At 42.0% G+C, this 12780-nt stretch carries 14 protein-coding genes; 10 read left to right on the top strand and 4 right to left on the bottom strand.

All coding sequences use genetic code 11. From position 1 onward, the window contains the following. The first annotated feature begins 22 nt into the window (after positions 1–22). On the top strand, positions 23–1369 hold the full coding sequence (locus AHMF7616_RS05870; RefSeq protein WP_115372036.1) for an MATE family efflux transporter: 1347 nt from the start codon (positions 23–25) through the stop codon (positions 1367–1369). Positions 1370–1512: 143 nt separating this feature from the next. After that, positions 1513–2109, top strand: a complete 597-nt coding sequence (locus AHMF7616_RS05865; protein ID WP_115372035.1) for a DUF922 domain-containing protein — start codon at positions 1513–1515, stop codon at positions 2107–2109. Positions 2110–2196: 87 nt separating this feature from the next. Here the strand turns inward: AHMF7616_RS05865 and AHMF7616_RS05860 are convergent, their stop codons facing one another. After that, entirely contained in the window at positions 2197–3756 is a 1560-nt protein-coding gene (locus tag AHMF7616_RS05860; RefSeq protein ID WP_115372034.1) for an FAD-dependent oxidoreductase, read from the bottom strand. A gap of 135 nt (positions 3757–3891) precedes the next feature. Here AHMF7616_RS05860 and AHMF7616_RS05855 point away from each other — a divergent pair, with 135 nt between their 5' ends. Next, positions 3892–4227, top strand: a complete 336-nt coding sequence (locus AHMF7616_RS05855) for a tRNA-binding protein (RefSeq protein ID WP_115372033.1) — start codon at positions 3892–3894, stop codon at positions 4225–4227. A gap of 174 nt (positions 4228–4401) precedes the next feature. Here AHMF7616_RS05855 and AHMF7616_RS05850 read toward each other — a convergent pair whose 3' ends face one another. After that, the gene (locus tag AHMF7616_RS05850; RefSeq protein WP_147275613.1) at positions 4402–4758 is read right to left on the bottom strand and encodes a DUF4296 domain-containing protein; all 357 of its coding nucleotides are present in this window, start codon (positions 4756–4758) and stop codon (positions 4402–4404) included. Between the two features lie 59 nt (positions 4759–4817). On the opposite strand from AHMF7616_RS05850, the gene AHMF7616_RS05845 reads away from it, so the two are divergent. The 5 genes from AHMF7616_RS05845 to AHMF7616_RS05825 all read left to right on the top strand — a co-directional run bounded on the left by AHMF7616_RS05845 (position 4818) and on the right by AHMF7616_RS05825 (position 8891). Continuing rightward, positions 4818–5696 carry a DUF58 domain-containing protein gene (locus AHMF7616_RS05845; RefSeq protein WP_115372031.1) on the top strand — a complete coding sequence of 293 codons (879 nt, stop codon included), beginning with the start codon at positions 4818–4820 and terminating at the stop codon, positions 5694–5696. Positions 5697–5700: 4 nt separating this feature from the next. Then, positions 5701–6609, top strand: coding sequence for a hypothetical protein (locus AHMF7616_RS05840; RefSeq protein ID WP_147275612.1), 909 nt, complete (start codon positions 5701–5703; stop codon positions 6607–6609). Next, entirely contained in the window at positions 6593–7645 is a 1053-nt protein-coding gene (locus AHMF7616_RS05835) for a vWA domain-containing protein (protein ID WP_199474129.1), read from the top strand. The genes AHMF7616_RS05840 and AHMF7616_RS05835 overlap by 17 nt, the downstream gene beginning before the upstream one ends. Positions 7646–7818: 173 nt before the next feature. Next, positions 7819–8487: a YggS family pyridoxal phosphate-dependent enzyme gene (locus AHMF7616_RS05830; protein WP_115372029.1), complete on the top strand. Its 669-nt coding sequence runs from the start codon at positions 7819–7821 to the stop codon at positions 8485–8487. A gap of 14 nt (positions 8488–8501) precedes the next feature. Further along, on the top strand, positions 8502–8891 hold the full coding sequence (locus AHMF7616_RS05825; protein WP_115372028.1) for a DUF423 domain-containing protein: 390 nt from the start codon (positions 8502–8504) through the stop codon (positions 8889–8891). Between the two features lie 116 nt (positions 8892–9007). On the opposite strand, the gene AHMF7616_RS05820 is transcribed toward AHMF7616_RS05825, so the two are convergent. Both AHMF7616_RS05820 and AHMF7616_RS05815 read right to left on the bottom strand, forming a co-directional pair. After that, positions 9008–9463: a DUF1573 domain-containing protein gene (locus AHMF7616_RS05820; RefSeq protein ID WP_115372027.1), complete on the bottom strand. Its 456-nt coding sequence runs from the start codon at positions 9461–9463 to the stop codon at positions 9008–9010. An 80-nt stretch (positions 9464–9543) separates the two neighbouring features. After that, complete coding sequence (locus tag AHMF7616_RS05815; RefSeq protein ID WP_115372026.1) at positions 9544–10950, bottom strand: ATP-dependent DNA helicase; 1407 nt, start codon at positions 10948–10950, stop codon at positions 9544–9546. A gap of 290 nt (positions 10951–11240) precedes the next feature. Between AHMF7616_RS05815 and AHMF7616_RS05805 the strand changes: the two genes are divergently transcribed. After that, the gene (locus tag AHMF7616_RS05805; RefSeq protein ID WP_115372024.1) at positions 11241–11729 is read left to right on the top strand and encodes an NUDIX domain-containing protein; all 489 of its coding nucleotides are present in this window, start codon (positions 11241–11243) and stop codon (positions 11727–11729) included. 77 nt (positions 11730–11806) lie between these two features. After that, positions 11807–12694 (top strand): DUF3822 family protein, encoded by an 888-nt coding sequence (locus tag AHMF7616_RS05800; RefSeq protein WP_158546105.1) that lies wholly within the window; start codon positions 11807–11809, stop codon positions 12692–12694. Positions 12695–12780: the final 86 nt, after the last annotated feature.

Here is a 12780-nt window from a genome sequence, read left to right as displayed (position 1 = left end):
CCGGCTCGTTTTTTAAAAAGCCATGCTGCTACCCGATTTCAAATCTCATTTCAAGCAAAATTTTATTTTAGCTTATCCGGTAGTCCTAAGTCAGTTAGGACATATTCTGGTTTCGGTCTGCGACAGCATTATGGTGGGCCGCACGGGTACTTTACCATTAGCCGCGGCTTCGTTGGGTAACAGCATTTTTACAATATTTATGGTACTGGGCCTGGGTATTTCCTTGGGCATTACGCCTTTAATTGCCTCCGCCGATGGCCGGAAAAACCGGCGACGTATTTCTTTGTTGTTGATTAACGGAGTAGTAGTGTGCACGGCAGTGGGGATGTTACTTTTTTTGATGGGCTACAGCTTTTCGCCTTTTCTCTACTATTTAAATCAACCGGCCCAGGTAGTTCGGTTAGCCATTCCTTACCTCAACATTCTGTTGGTTTCGCTTATACCTTTAATGATTTTTCAAGGCTTTCGCCAGTTTGCCGAAGGGCTTACGCTTACCCGCCAATCCATGTATATTTCGGTGCTGGCCAATGTGGTTAATTTTTTTTTAAATTATCTGCTGGTTTTTGGCAATTGGGGCTTTCCTAAACTGGGTTTAAACGGCGCGGCAATAGCAACATTAATTTCCCGGATTATAATGGCCATTATGATGGGTTTGTACGTTTGGCGAGCTCCCCGCTTTGCCGAGTACCGCCATAAATCCCACGCTAAAATATTTTCTTTGAAACACATGCGCCGTATTGGCCAATTGGGCTTACCGATTGCGGTGCAAATGATATTTGAGATGAGTGCTTTTAGCTTTTCGGCCATTATGATTGGCTGGTTGGGTGCCAGTCAATTAGCGGCTCACCAGATTGCCATTAATATTGCCGCCGTCACGTACATGATGGCCAGTGGCCTGGCTACTGCCACTACCATCCGGGTTAGTAATGAATTAGGTCGCGGCCGGTACCAGCACATGCGGCAAGCTGGGTTTAGCAGCATGGTTATGGCGCTCTTGTTTATGTCGGTGATGGCGGGGCTGCTGGTGATAGGTAAACACTGGATACCCCAGTGGTACGTTACCGATGCAAAGGTGATCCAAATGGCCGGCGGATTATTAGTGATTGCGGCTTTATTTCAATTGTCCGATGGCTTGCAAGTAGTAGGCCTAGGGGCTTTGCGCGGCTTAGAAGATGTAAAAATACCCGGCGCTATTTCGCTTCTGGCTTATTGGGTAGTAGGTTTACCCACCGGTTACCTGCTTTGCTTTAAACTTAATTGGGGAGTAAACGGCATTTGGTTAGGCTTGTTAACCGGGTTAACCATTGCGGCAGTACTGTTGTTTTTCCGGTTTAAAAAATTATCCGCTACGGTTGCACGAAGATTATAATTTTTGAGTTATAAATTAAAAGAAGCCTGCTGCTTAAAAATTTAAAAATCTAATTGCAGGTAAGCTGTAAAACGATTTAGTAGCAGCTCATTTTATCCGTTTGTAATTCAAAAATTTAAAAATTTTCAGTCCGATTATCTGATATGTTTAATCATGTTTTTCTTGTTTTGTTTTCATTGCTTTCCGGAGTAAATTCACCTACTCTTACATCGAACAACGCTTTAAATGATAAACCTAAGGCGATTGATAATAAGCAAATTATTTGGAACAGCAACCGTAAATTAACCTGGGACGATTTCCAGAAAGAGGCCGATGCAAATGACCCGCTGCATGCCATGGCTTCGACGAATATTGCCGTATCGGCCACCTGCCGGAATAGCGTAATGGTTTATGATGTGAAGTGCCAATTTTCACCAAACGAATCTTGGACCAAAAACAAAGTTTCGGTGGATTTGCTCCAACACGAACAACTACATTTTGATATTACCGAGTTATATGCCCGGCAATTGCGCCAGAAACTAAGCCAGCAAAAAAGTTTATGCAGTGGCGATAAAAACAAATTTAAAGCCGTTGTAAACAAAGTTTTTGCCGATTGGCAGAAAGCGCAAACTCGGTACGACAACGAATCGCACCACGGAATAGATGACGTGAAACAAGCCGCCTGGTCGCAAACCATTACCACCCAGCTCGATGGTCTTTCGGCTTTTCAGTTAGAAGAAAATAACACCGCTGGTTTATAAAAATTTAAAAAATGGCGTTTTATACCAACAGAAAAGCCGCTGCACATTCTGCAGCGGCTTTTCTGTTGGTCACCCAAATTTAAAAAGTTATTTAGGGCTGCTTAAATCTGACAAGGCAGGGCCCGTTACAACTTTACCGTAGGGATCAAAACGGGAACCATGGCAAGGGCAATCCCAGCTTTTTTCCAGGTTATTCCAGTGTACAATGCAGCCTAAGTGCGGGCAAACCGCCGAATGTTCATGACGAATCCCCTCGAGATCGCAATAAACGGCCACTTTGTTTACGCCTTTCCGTAGAATGCTGCCGGTTCCGGGCAAAACTTCTTCGGCGGTTTCTACTTCACCAGGAGTAACCCAATCGGTATACTGGGCGGCCACGTTGATATTTTCTTTAATAAATTCCATGGCCGAAGAACCAGATAAAGTTACCCGGCCCGGATTATACAATTTTTCCCAAGCGTTTTTGCGACCTACTATCAAATCCGTAATTAAAATTCCCGCAATGGTGCCGTGCGTCATGCCATGGCCCGAATCGCCCGTGGCAATGTACACATTATCTTCGCCCGGGTTTTTACCGATGTAAGCCAGGTAATCTACTGGTTCCAGAACTTGCCCCGACCAACTATATACTACATCCCCGGCCATCGGGAATTTTTCGCGGGTCCATTCTTCCAGGCAGCGCAGCCGTTCTTTTTCATCCGTTTCCTGACCGGTTTTATGATCCTCCCCGCCAACAATCAGTACATTATATTTATCCTGGCCGGCTTGTATCGCATCCGGGTGCTGATCTTTTACTAACCGGATATAGTGGTAAGGCTCCGAATTATCCCAATACAAAGCATTTGGTACAGCATCTTCCAGTACTTTTACACCAATAACGTAGGTGCGGTAAGGAGCTTGTTTGGTATGAATTTTTACAGTATCGTTGATCGGCGAATTAGTGGCTACTACCACTTGGTTGGCCGTAATCGTGTGCCCGATCTCGGTTTTAACCCGCACCAATCCGCCACTGTTATCAAAGGTCTGCACGTGCGTATCCGTAAATAGCAAACACCCTTCTTTATCCAAGATGGCCTGGCTTAAGCCAGCCAGGTACTTCATCGGGTGAAAATGCGCCTGGTCCGGGAAACATAACACGGGACCTTCGGAAAGGCTGGGCACTGGGCATTTTTTTAATTTAGTAACACCCACAAAGCCTAATTTCCAACAAGCGTCCAATTCTTTATCCAATTCTTCTTCAGAATCGCTGGGTTGTACAAACAAGTAGCCGTTTACGCGCTCAAAATCACAAGCAATGTTTTCTTTCTTCACAATCTCTTCAATCCGGCGAATGGCCTCCGTATGACTTTCGGCCGCTAAGCGCGCGTTTTTTTCGCCGTGTAATTGAATAAGCTTATCGTAACGATCATCGAGGGCGTTGGAAATATGAGCGGTAGTACGCGACGTTTCGCCCCCGCCAATGCCTTTCGATTCTAACACAATAACCTTTTTTCCTTCCTGCGCCAGTAAATAGGCGGTAGTCAGGCCCGAAATACCTGCTCCTACCACGCAAACATCGCATTGCAAATCAGATTGCAGGGTAGTGGTAAAAGGCATATCTACACCGTGTTTCCAAACAGATTGCGTAAAGCCGGAGTCAATTCTCATAGTTTTTTATTTTAAGCGCTAATTTTTAGTTTCGTGTTAGAAATGGCACCTATTTACAAGGTAACCATCAGCCTAGTTTGAATTGATTACGACCGGAAAAAGGTTTAGTTACTAAGCCAGTATAATTAAAGTACTATGCAAACAATAAACCCGAACGACTTTGAAAAAGTAGCATTGCGGGTAGGTACCATTCTGGATGTAAGTGATTTTCCAGAGGCGCGCAAACCTGCTTACAAAATAATAGTAGACTTTGGACCGTTAGGAATTAAAAAATCAAGCGCGCAAATAACCGTAAACTACACGAAAGCAGAATTAGTAGGCAAGCAAGTTATAGCGGTAGTCAACTTTCTGCCTAAACAAATTGGTAAGTATATTTCGGAAGTGCTCATTACCGGTTTTGAAGATGATAATGGCAACATCATTTTGGCTCAACCCCAAAGCCCTGTGCCTAATGGGGCTAAGTTGATGTGAGTTGGAAAATTGCAGGTTGCAGGTTGCAAGTTACAGGTTGGAAAGGTTTAAATGTTGAAAAGTTAAATTGTAGGTATGTGGGACAACCCACATTGTACTGGCCAATTATTTACATTCATAATTTTTTAATTTATACAAGTTGCAACCTGTAACTTGCAACCTACAACTTGTAACCTATTGTTTAGGTGGTTGGGCTTTCAGGAGGGTTTCGCGTACGGTGAGGCTGTCGATTATTTTTTCGTAGATTTTATCGAGGCCGTTTAAGTTGCGCAGGTAATATTGATAACTGGTGTTAAAATCGGCTTCTTTTACACCGTGCTTTTTAAAAATTTGTTGCTGCATTTTGCGGAAAACCGCTTCTCCCGAATCGAGTGGTAAACCGGCATTTTCGACTTGCGCCTCAGCCAGGTGTACATCCATCATAATGCGGGTCATTTGATCTTCCGAGAGCAAGTTAGCTGGTTTTGGTTCGCCGGCTGGCGAACAGCAAACCAAGGTTAAGAGTGTAAGGATTAAAAATATAGACTTCACGAATTAAAATTAATTAAATAAATTCTAATTTTAAAAATTAAAGCCCCCGAGCTGATTGTATGAAAGATTTGGTAAAGAAGCTGCAAAAGTACGAAATCCGGATACGCAAGGTCATTAATACCCAAATGCAAGGTAATTTTCATTCGGTATTTAAAGGTACTGGGCTAGAGTTCGACGATGTGCGGGCATACCAATACGGCGATGATGTACGGGCGATTGATTGGAACGTGTCGGCCAAAGGCCACGGTACTTTTGTTAAAACCTACAAAGAAGAAAAAGAACAATCGGTTTTTTTAATTTTAGACGTAAGTGCTTCGCAAGCCATCGGGACAACCGGTCAGCAGAAAATAGATATTGGTAAAGAAATTTGCGGCATTTTAGCTTTAGTAGCGGCCAAACAAAGCAGCCAGATTGGCATGGTGTGCGTTTCGGATCAAAAGGAAAAATACATTAAACCTGGCTTAGGGATTGAACACGCTTTTACCATAATTAAAGCAATTTTTGAGTTAAAAGCAAAATCACTGCGTACCAACCTGGCAGCCGGTATTAAATTGGCTTTAAGCATTATTAAGCGCCGCAGTATTATTGTTCTTATTTCTGATTTTATTGATCAGAATTACGAACGCGAACTAACGATGCTAGCTAAAAAACACGATTTAGTGGTTATTCAATTAATGGATAAACGGGAAATTGATTTTCCGGCTCTCGGAATCATTCCTCTGCTGGATAAAGAAACCGGGAAAACCATTTGGGTGAATACCTCTTCCTCTTCGTTTCAACACCGCTATTTAACTACCTACGCCGATAACCAGGAAAAAATAACGAAGATTTGCCGAAAGTATAAAGCTAATTATTTAACTATCGACACTTCCGACGATTACGTACCGCAGCTAATTAACTTATTTCGATTAAGAAATTTAATGCGCAAAAGTGCTTAAAAAGTTGATTTACATCTTTTTTTTAATTTTTCTGCCAAAAACTTTTGCGGCAAAAGCAGCTGCCCAGCTACCAATAGGCTTTTTTCTGCAGGATTCCATTAAAATTGGTCAGTTGGTTCGGTATACGTTGTATTACAAGCACCCTCCCGGGCAGGAAATTATTTTGCCTGATTCGGCTTTTTCCTTTGTTCCCTTCGAATTTGTTTCCAAAACATACTACCCTACGCGCACTCAAGAAAATATTAGTACCGATAGCGCCGTTTACATTTTGCGCACCTTTGATCTGGGCAAAATACAACGCTTACAAATACCTGTATTATTGCTGCAAAACGGCTCTACTACCCCGTTAAAACCTAAACCCGATAGTGTTTTTTTACAGGAAATGGTTCCGGTTCTCCCCTCCGACAGCATACCTTTAAAAGCTAATACCCAATTATTACGGGTAAATGCGCGTTTTAATTATCCTTATGCTTTAGTAGCGCTGGGTATCTTGTTGTTATTGTCGTTGGGAGTATGGGGGGTATTTGGCCGGCGCCTTATTCTCAACTTTAATTTGTATAAATTAAAAAATGATCATAATGCCTTTGTAACGCGCTACAATGCACACATCGAACGGTTTAACCGATCCCAATCTTTGGAAAACATCGAGAAAGCCATAACCCTTTGGAAAAATTATTTAACGCGTTTAGAAGGCAGCGCTATTAACTCGTTCACCACCAAAGAAATTGCCCAGTTTTACGGCGAGGACGAAGATGTAACTACCGCTTTAAAATTATTTGATAAAGCCATTTACGGCAACATGCTATCGGATGAGTCTTCGGAAACGGTAGTGGCTTTTTACCTGCTGCACCACTTTGCTGACCGCCGGTACGAATTTGTAAAAGACCAAACTCGCCATGTTGCCCTTACCTGATACAGCTTTCGACTGGTTTGACCTGGACTGGTTTAGTTACGCCACGCTGCGCTCTTTTGAGTGGATCAATCCGCTGTACTTATACTTGCTACCCCTAGTGCCTTTTTGCTTTTTTTTACGCTGGCTGCTCACGCTCCGGTTCCGGAAAAAGCTGGATGTTGCTTTTTTCGAAGGCAAAGCCCAATGGCACTGGTCCTCTATTCTGCGGTACATCCCCGATGTTATTTTTACTGTATTTACGATGCTGGTAATGGTGGCTTTGGCGCGACCGCAGCGCACCAACGAAGTTATTGAACAACTCTCGGAAGGCATTGACATTATGCTGGTATTGGATACTTCGGGGTCGATGGAATTAAAAGATTTTAAGCCTAACCGGTTAGAGGCGGCCAAAGGCGTGGCTTTGCGCTTTATTCAGGGCCGCTTTCAGGATCGGATTGGGGTAATAGTTTTTGCCGGCGACGCGTATTCGTTAGCCCCACTTACCACCGATTACGACCTGCTGCGCGAAACCATAAAAAGCATTCACTTTAAAATGATTCCCAACGATGGTACGGCTATTGGCAGTGCCTTAGGCGTAGCCGTAAACCGCATGCGAGAATCAACAGCTAAATCAAAAGTTTGCATTTTAATCAGCGATGGCGAAAACACCGGCGGCAACATCGAACCAGCGGTAGCGGCTAAACTGGCCCAGGCCTATAACATCCGGATTTACACCATCGGGGTAGGCGAAGATGGGCAGGTACCGTACGATACCAACGAAAAAGGCGAAGTTACCTACGTAAACACGCGCTTAGACGAAACTAACTTAAGGGAAATAGCCCAGGTAGCCAACGGACAATTCTTCCGGGCAACTACGGCGAACACCTTGCAGCAGATTTTCAACAAAATCAATTTATTAGAGAAATCAGAAATTAAAGAGCTGCGCTTCCGAAATACCAAAGATTACTACGACATGTACCTGAAGTGGGCCGTTGTATTTCTACTTTTATGGCTTTTTTTAAAAAACACCTTTCTTACCAATGCTTTGGAGGATTGATAGTTATAGGTTACAGGTTGCAAGTTACAGGTTGAAAAGTCTAGAATATTAGCAAGCTGTTTTGTATTTTATAACATCTCTAAAAATATACAAACAAACATTATAACTTTTAAACTTTCCAACTTTTAAACTTGCTAACCTGTAACTTGCAACCTGTAACCTGCAACTAATACATGAACATAGAAGACAATATTCGGCAGTTCCAGAAGCGATTAGCCAATACATCCTGTAAACTGGTAGCAGTTTCGAAAACGCAACCTATAGAAGCACTTCAGCAAGCTTATAATGCCGGGCAACGAATTTTTGGTGAGAACAAAGCGCAGGAAATGGCCCAAAAAGCGGCTTCGTTGCCGCCGGACATAGAATGGCACATGCTCGGTCATTTACAAACCAATAAGGTAAAATACATTGCCCCTTTTGTGCACACCATCCAATCAGTGGATAGTTTGCGTTTACTCGAAGAAATTGATAAGCAAGCGGGAAAAAATAATCGCTTTATAAACTGCCTGTTACAAATCTACATTGCCCAGGAAGAAACTAAATTTGGGCTTTCGGTTGAGGAAGCTCGGGAGTTGCTCGCAACAGAAACTTTGCAAGATTTTAGAAATATTGTCATTACCGGCGTAATGGGCATTGCCACGAACACTTCTTCCGAAACGCAAATCCAACAGGAATTTAAATTTTTAAAAAATATTTTTATAAACTTTAAAAAAACTTACTTTTCCGAGTCTTCGGAATTTAAAGAAATATCTATGGGCATGAGTTCGGATTATCAACTGGCTATTGTGGAAGGCAGCACCATGATCCGGGTAGGTTCTTCTATATTTGGAGCCCGGAACTAGGCGGGATAAAAATTATGAATTATAAACAAAGCTTATTAATCGCAGCCCTACTGGGTGCAATTACCGTAGCCATTGGGGCTTTTGGGGCACATGCTTTACGACCAGGCTTGGAAGCAGCTGGCCGACTAGACACTTTTGAAACCGGTGTTAAATACCAGATGTATCATACCTTGGCTATTTTCTTAACCGGTCTATTGCAAATTCAACGGCCACATAAATTATTGAATCGGGCCAGTTTATTCTTTCTGTTAGGCATTCTTATTTTTTCAGGATCGTTGTATACCTTAAGTTTAAGCGGTATCACCAAGTTAGGGGCCTTTGCTCCCATTGGTGGCGTTTTGTTGATTGTTGGTTGGATATGTTTAGCCTTCAGCATTGCCAAACTTCCGGATTCAGCTAATTAAATTGTACGCTGAACATAAAAAAAGACCTTGGTATATTATTACCAAGGTCTTTGTATTTTAAAATATCTAATAGAATCAGCTATTTACACTTTGCTGAGATCAATACATGTATGTAACTAGTTCTTTTTAGCATCAGCGGGTTTCGCCGAGGCTTCGGTAGGAACAATTACGTTGGTAATAATAGCCACTTGCGCATCACCGGCCGTAGCATTTGATTTTACCGTAATAATTTTATTTTGCATACCGGATTTGTAAGCCGAATTAAATTTAGCTTTTACATAACCTGATTTACCTGGCGCAACTGGCTCTTTTGAAAAATCAGTAGCGGTGCAACCACAGGTTACGCCTACATCCGAAATTAGAAGAGGCTGGTTGCCTGTATTTTTAAAATTAAAGGTATATTCTACCACATCACCCTGCTTAATATTGCCAAAATCGTGTTTTGTTTCGGCAAAAGAAATGGCCGGACCGTTGGTTACTACTTTACTAGCCGCAACCGGAGCAGTAGTTTGCGCATTAGCTACTGAAACCCCTAAAGTCAGGCTTAATGCTAAATAAACTAATTTTTTCATCTTTGAATGAATTGATTGAGTAAGTTGAATATAAAACAAAAATATAAATTTATAGTTTCAAACCTAAAAAATTTATTCCCTTAATCGCCAAATAGTTGCTGATTAAAATTTACCAGGTACAACTCGGTGGCGGCCCGGGTTACGGCGGTGTATAGCCATCTTGCAAAATCAGTGCCGGTAATCTCTTCTTTTAAGTAACCGTGATCCACAAAAACCGCATCCCATTGCCCGCCCTGGGCTTTATGGCAGGTAAGGGCATAGGCAAATTTTACTTGTAAAGCATTTAAATACGGGTTCTTTTTCAATTGTTTACTTCGTTCCTGCTTCGTACCTAAATCGGAGTAATCCTTCAGTACTTCCTGGTACAATTCTTTGCTTCTATCATTAGGTAAAGCGGGTGCTTCGGTGTAGAGCGTGTCGAGCATAATTTTTACTTCCAGCTCGGCTTCGTCCGGATAATCTACAAACCGGATCCGGACATCGGCAAACCGGAAGCCGTACATGTCTTCGTAACGAATAATTTTGGTTACCTCCACAAAATCACCGTTAGCCATAAAACCAATCTCCGAATCTTTATCAAGCCAATAATAATTATTCCGGACTATCATCAGGTAATCACTTACGCCAATTTCATCTTCCGAGAAAAAGATTTGCCGTCGGATATGCTGGTTATACATATTCGCATTTTTGTTGGAGCGGCAAATAACCGTGGTATTTTCAATCCCGAATTTATCGTACGCATACCGTAAACCATCTTCCAGTTTCTCGCCGGTCATGCGGTACAAATCTTTGTAAGGCCGGGTACGCATTTTCAATTGGGGCTCGGGCTGGCGGAGTTGTTCGCGTAAACTGGTGGCATTCATTAAAATGCCCGATTGCTGGGCCTGGCGCATTACCTGGCGTAATTCTATTTCGTACACCTCGCACCGGAAATTAGCTTTCAGATAAGCCGCATCTAAAGACGGACTAATGGTTTGGCTAACGGGGGGCAACTGCGCCGTATCGCCAATAAGCAATAGTTTGTTATTGCTTCCTTCAAATACATAGCTCATTAAATCCTGTAACAGGCCGTTATCGCCAAAAGCTTTTTCGTCCGAAATCATGGAAGCTTCATCCACAATAAAGACGGTATTGTTTAATTTATTGGGTTGCCGGGTAAAAGACAAACCTTCGGAGTACGGATTGTTTTTCTGACGATAGATTTTTTTATGGATGGTAGATGCTTGCTTTTTGGAATACGACGACATTACCTTAGCCGCCCGTCCGGTTGGGGCCAGTAACACGTATTTATACCCAAAAGTATTTAATATCTTCACCAAAGAAGTTAATACCGTAGTTTTGCCGGTACCAGCAAAACCTTTCAGCATAAAAACTTCTTTGTTTGGGGTACGACTTGAAATAAAAATATCTAATTTTTTAAAAAGTTGGGCCTGATCGGTAGTTGGTTCGAACGGAAAGTTTTTGAGTAAGGCTTCTTCCGGACGCATTAGTTTTGAATTTTAAAAATCGAATATGTCATTATGGTTGGGGCTGTAACAAATAAAATCAGAAACGTAATGTAGCTTATTTTAACCGCTTTAAAGTTTCAAAATTTAGTTTGTTGGTACGTTTCAACACTCTTTCTTTTAAGAAAAGTTTCGCAGCAATAAGCAAGTTTCTAGCGTATAAACTTAAAACAACCGTAAAAACTAACCTTAGCATCGGCATCGGCTGGAAACTGGATATTTTTAAATTTTTGAATACCTTACAAGCTTCTTTAATAGATTTATTATAGTCCATGCACACTAGTTCAGCAGAATTGCATTATTCGGGTAAGTTACGGGTTCGGGTGTGCGGCGTATGCCAACAGGCTAATCAACTATTACTCATCCGCCATAAGCCTTTTGCGCAAAACAAAAGCGGATTATGGTCGATGCCGGGCGGTGGCTTGCACTACGGCGAAACGCTAGAGCTGGGTTTAGAGCGGGAGTTTAAAGAAGAAACCGGTTTACAAGTAAAGGTAGGTTCTTTTTTATTTGTGCATGAGTTTATTTCGTTGCCACTGCACGCTCTGGAGCTATTTTTCGCCGTAACCATAACCGGCGGAGAACTTACCACTGGTTTCGATCCGGAGTTGGAACCACATAATCAATTAATAGCGGAAGTAGCTTTTAAAAGTTTACCCGATATCCAGGAATTACCACCCGATCAATTACACCAGGTTCTCCAAGGCTTACACAGCCTCGATGACTTATACCGGAAAGGTTTTAGTAGTTGCATTCCATAATCAAACTTTACTTTTGGCACTAATGCTGCCCACATATTCTTATATTTGTTAACTTACTATTAAAGCGGCACTCTATTTTGGCGACAATTACCAAGAACTACCGGCTTCTGACGCAACTTATTGACGAGTCTTTTACCGTGGCTAACGCCGATGTGTATAATCTTTACCTTACTTTAAGTAAACACAGCATCCGGTTTGGTGCGGAAGACACCATCCGGCATAAATTTGTGCTGCTGGAAGATTATGCCTTTACCAACATTTTTAATCCTTTGCAGCTGGTACAACAGCTCCGCGAAATTATTATGGAACACGCGTTTCTGAGTACCGTGAAATGGCACCGGGTGCGGGTGGGTATTAAAAATCAAAAATTTACTTTTTTACCCGGTACGCTCTTTGAGGCTGGGGCGGCGGCTGATTATTTAAAATTACACACCGAAATTGACGAGTTTCACGACCGGGTATTTTCCTACCAGCATCCGGGTTTAGATATGGTAGCCATTTACGCCACCGATCAATATTTACCTACTTTTCTGCAAACTACCTTTCAACCAGAGACTGTTCAGATCAGGCACCAAACCAGTGCGCTTATCGAAACTTTGCTTCATTTAACGGAACGCATACCCACTAAAAGATTATACGCCTACGTAGAACAAAACTACCTGACCTTAATAGTTATTAAAAACGGCACTCTGGAGTTTTGCAATATGTTTTACTACGCCAGCCCCGAAGATTTTATTTATTTTTTAATTTTTGTGATGCAGGAACAAGAGTTAAATCCCGACCAGGATGTGGTAACCGTTTGGGGAGATTTACTTCACGACTCCGACTTGTTCGATATTTTGCGAAAATACGTGCGCCACCTGCAATTAGGCAAAAAACCAACCAACCTCTCGTACAGTTACAAGTTTGACGAAATGTTCGAGCATCGCTATCTAGAGGTATTTAGTTTACATTTTTGCGAGTAGAATTAAAGAGTTGAAATGTTAAATTGTTGAGTTGGTTAATGGTTGATTACCTATTGTTAAAAGCTAAGAATTACAACCAAACCCTT

Origin of the sequence: Adhaeribacter pallidiroseus (assembly GCF_003340495.1) — a bacterium.
GTDB classification, from domain to species: domain Bacteria; phylum Bacteroidota; class Bacteroidia; order Cytophagales; family Hymenobacteraceae; genus Adhaeribacter; species Adhaeribacter pallidiroseus.
The sequence above is the reverse complement of the archived record's forward strand: the minus strand, read 5'-3'. Positions and strand labels throughout refer to the sequence as shown.

What these genes read in the sequence shown, in the direction of transcription:
- AHMF7616_RS05870 (WP_115372036.1), top strand. Translation starts at nt 23, where the DNA reads ATGCTGCTACCCGATTTCAAATCTCATTTCAAGCAAAATTTTATTTTA.
- AHMF7616_RS05865 (WP_115372035.1), top strand. Translation starts at nt 1,513, where the DNA reads ATGTTTAATCATGTTTTTCTTGTTTTGTTTTCATTGCTTTCCGGAGTA.
- AHMF7616_RS05860 (WP_115372034.1), bottom strand. Translation starts at nt 3,756, where the DNA reads ATGAGAATTGACTCCGGCTTTACGCAATCTGTTTGGAAACACGGTGTA.
- AHMF7616_RS05855 (WP_115372033.1), top strand. Translation starts at nt 3,892, where the DNA reads ATGCAAACAATAAACCCGAACGACTTTGAAAAAGTAGCATTGCGGGTA.
- AHMF7616_RS05845 (WP_115372031.1), top strand. Translation starts at nt 4,818, where the DNA reads ATGAAAGATTTGGTAAAGAAGCTGCAAAAGTACGAAATCCGGATACGC.
- AHMF7616_RS05835 (WP_199474129.1), top strand. Translation starts at nt 6,593, where the DNA reads ATGTTGCCCTTACCTGATACAGCTTTCGACTGGTTTGACCTGGACTGG.
- AHMF7616_RS05830 (WP_115372029.1), top strand. Translation starts at nt 7,819, where the DNA reads ATGAACATAGAAGACAATATTCGGCAGTTCCAGAAGCGATTAGCCAAT.
- AHMF7616_RS05825 (WP_115372028.1), top strand. Translation starts at nt 8,502, where the DNA reads ATGAATTATAAACAAAGCTTATTAATCGCAGCCCTACTGGGTGCAATT.
- AHMF7616_RS05820 (WP_115372027.1), bottom strand. Translation starts at nt 9,463, where the DNA reads ATGAAAAAATTAGTTTATTTAGCATTAAGCCTGACTTTAGGGGTTTCA.
- AHMF7616_RS05815 (WP_115372026.1), bottom strand. Translation starts at nt 10,950, where the DNA reads ATGCGTCCGGAAGAAGCCTTACTCAAAAACTTTCCGTTCGAACCAACT.
- AHMF7616_RS05805 (WP_115372024.1), top strand. Translation starts at nt 11,241, where the DNA reads ATGCACACTAGTTCAGCAGAATTGCATTATTCGGGTAAGTTACGGGTT.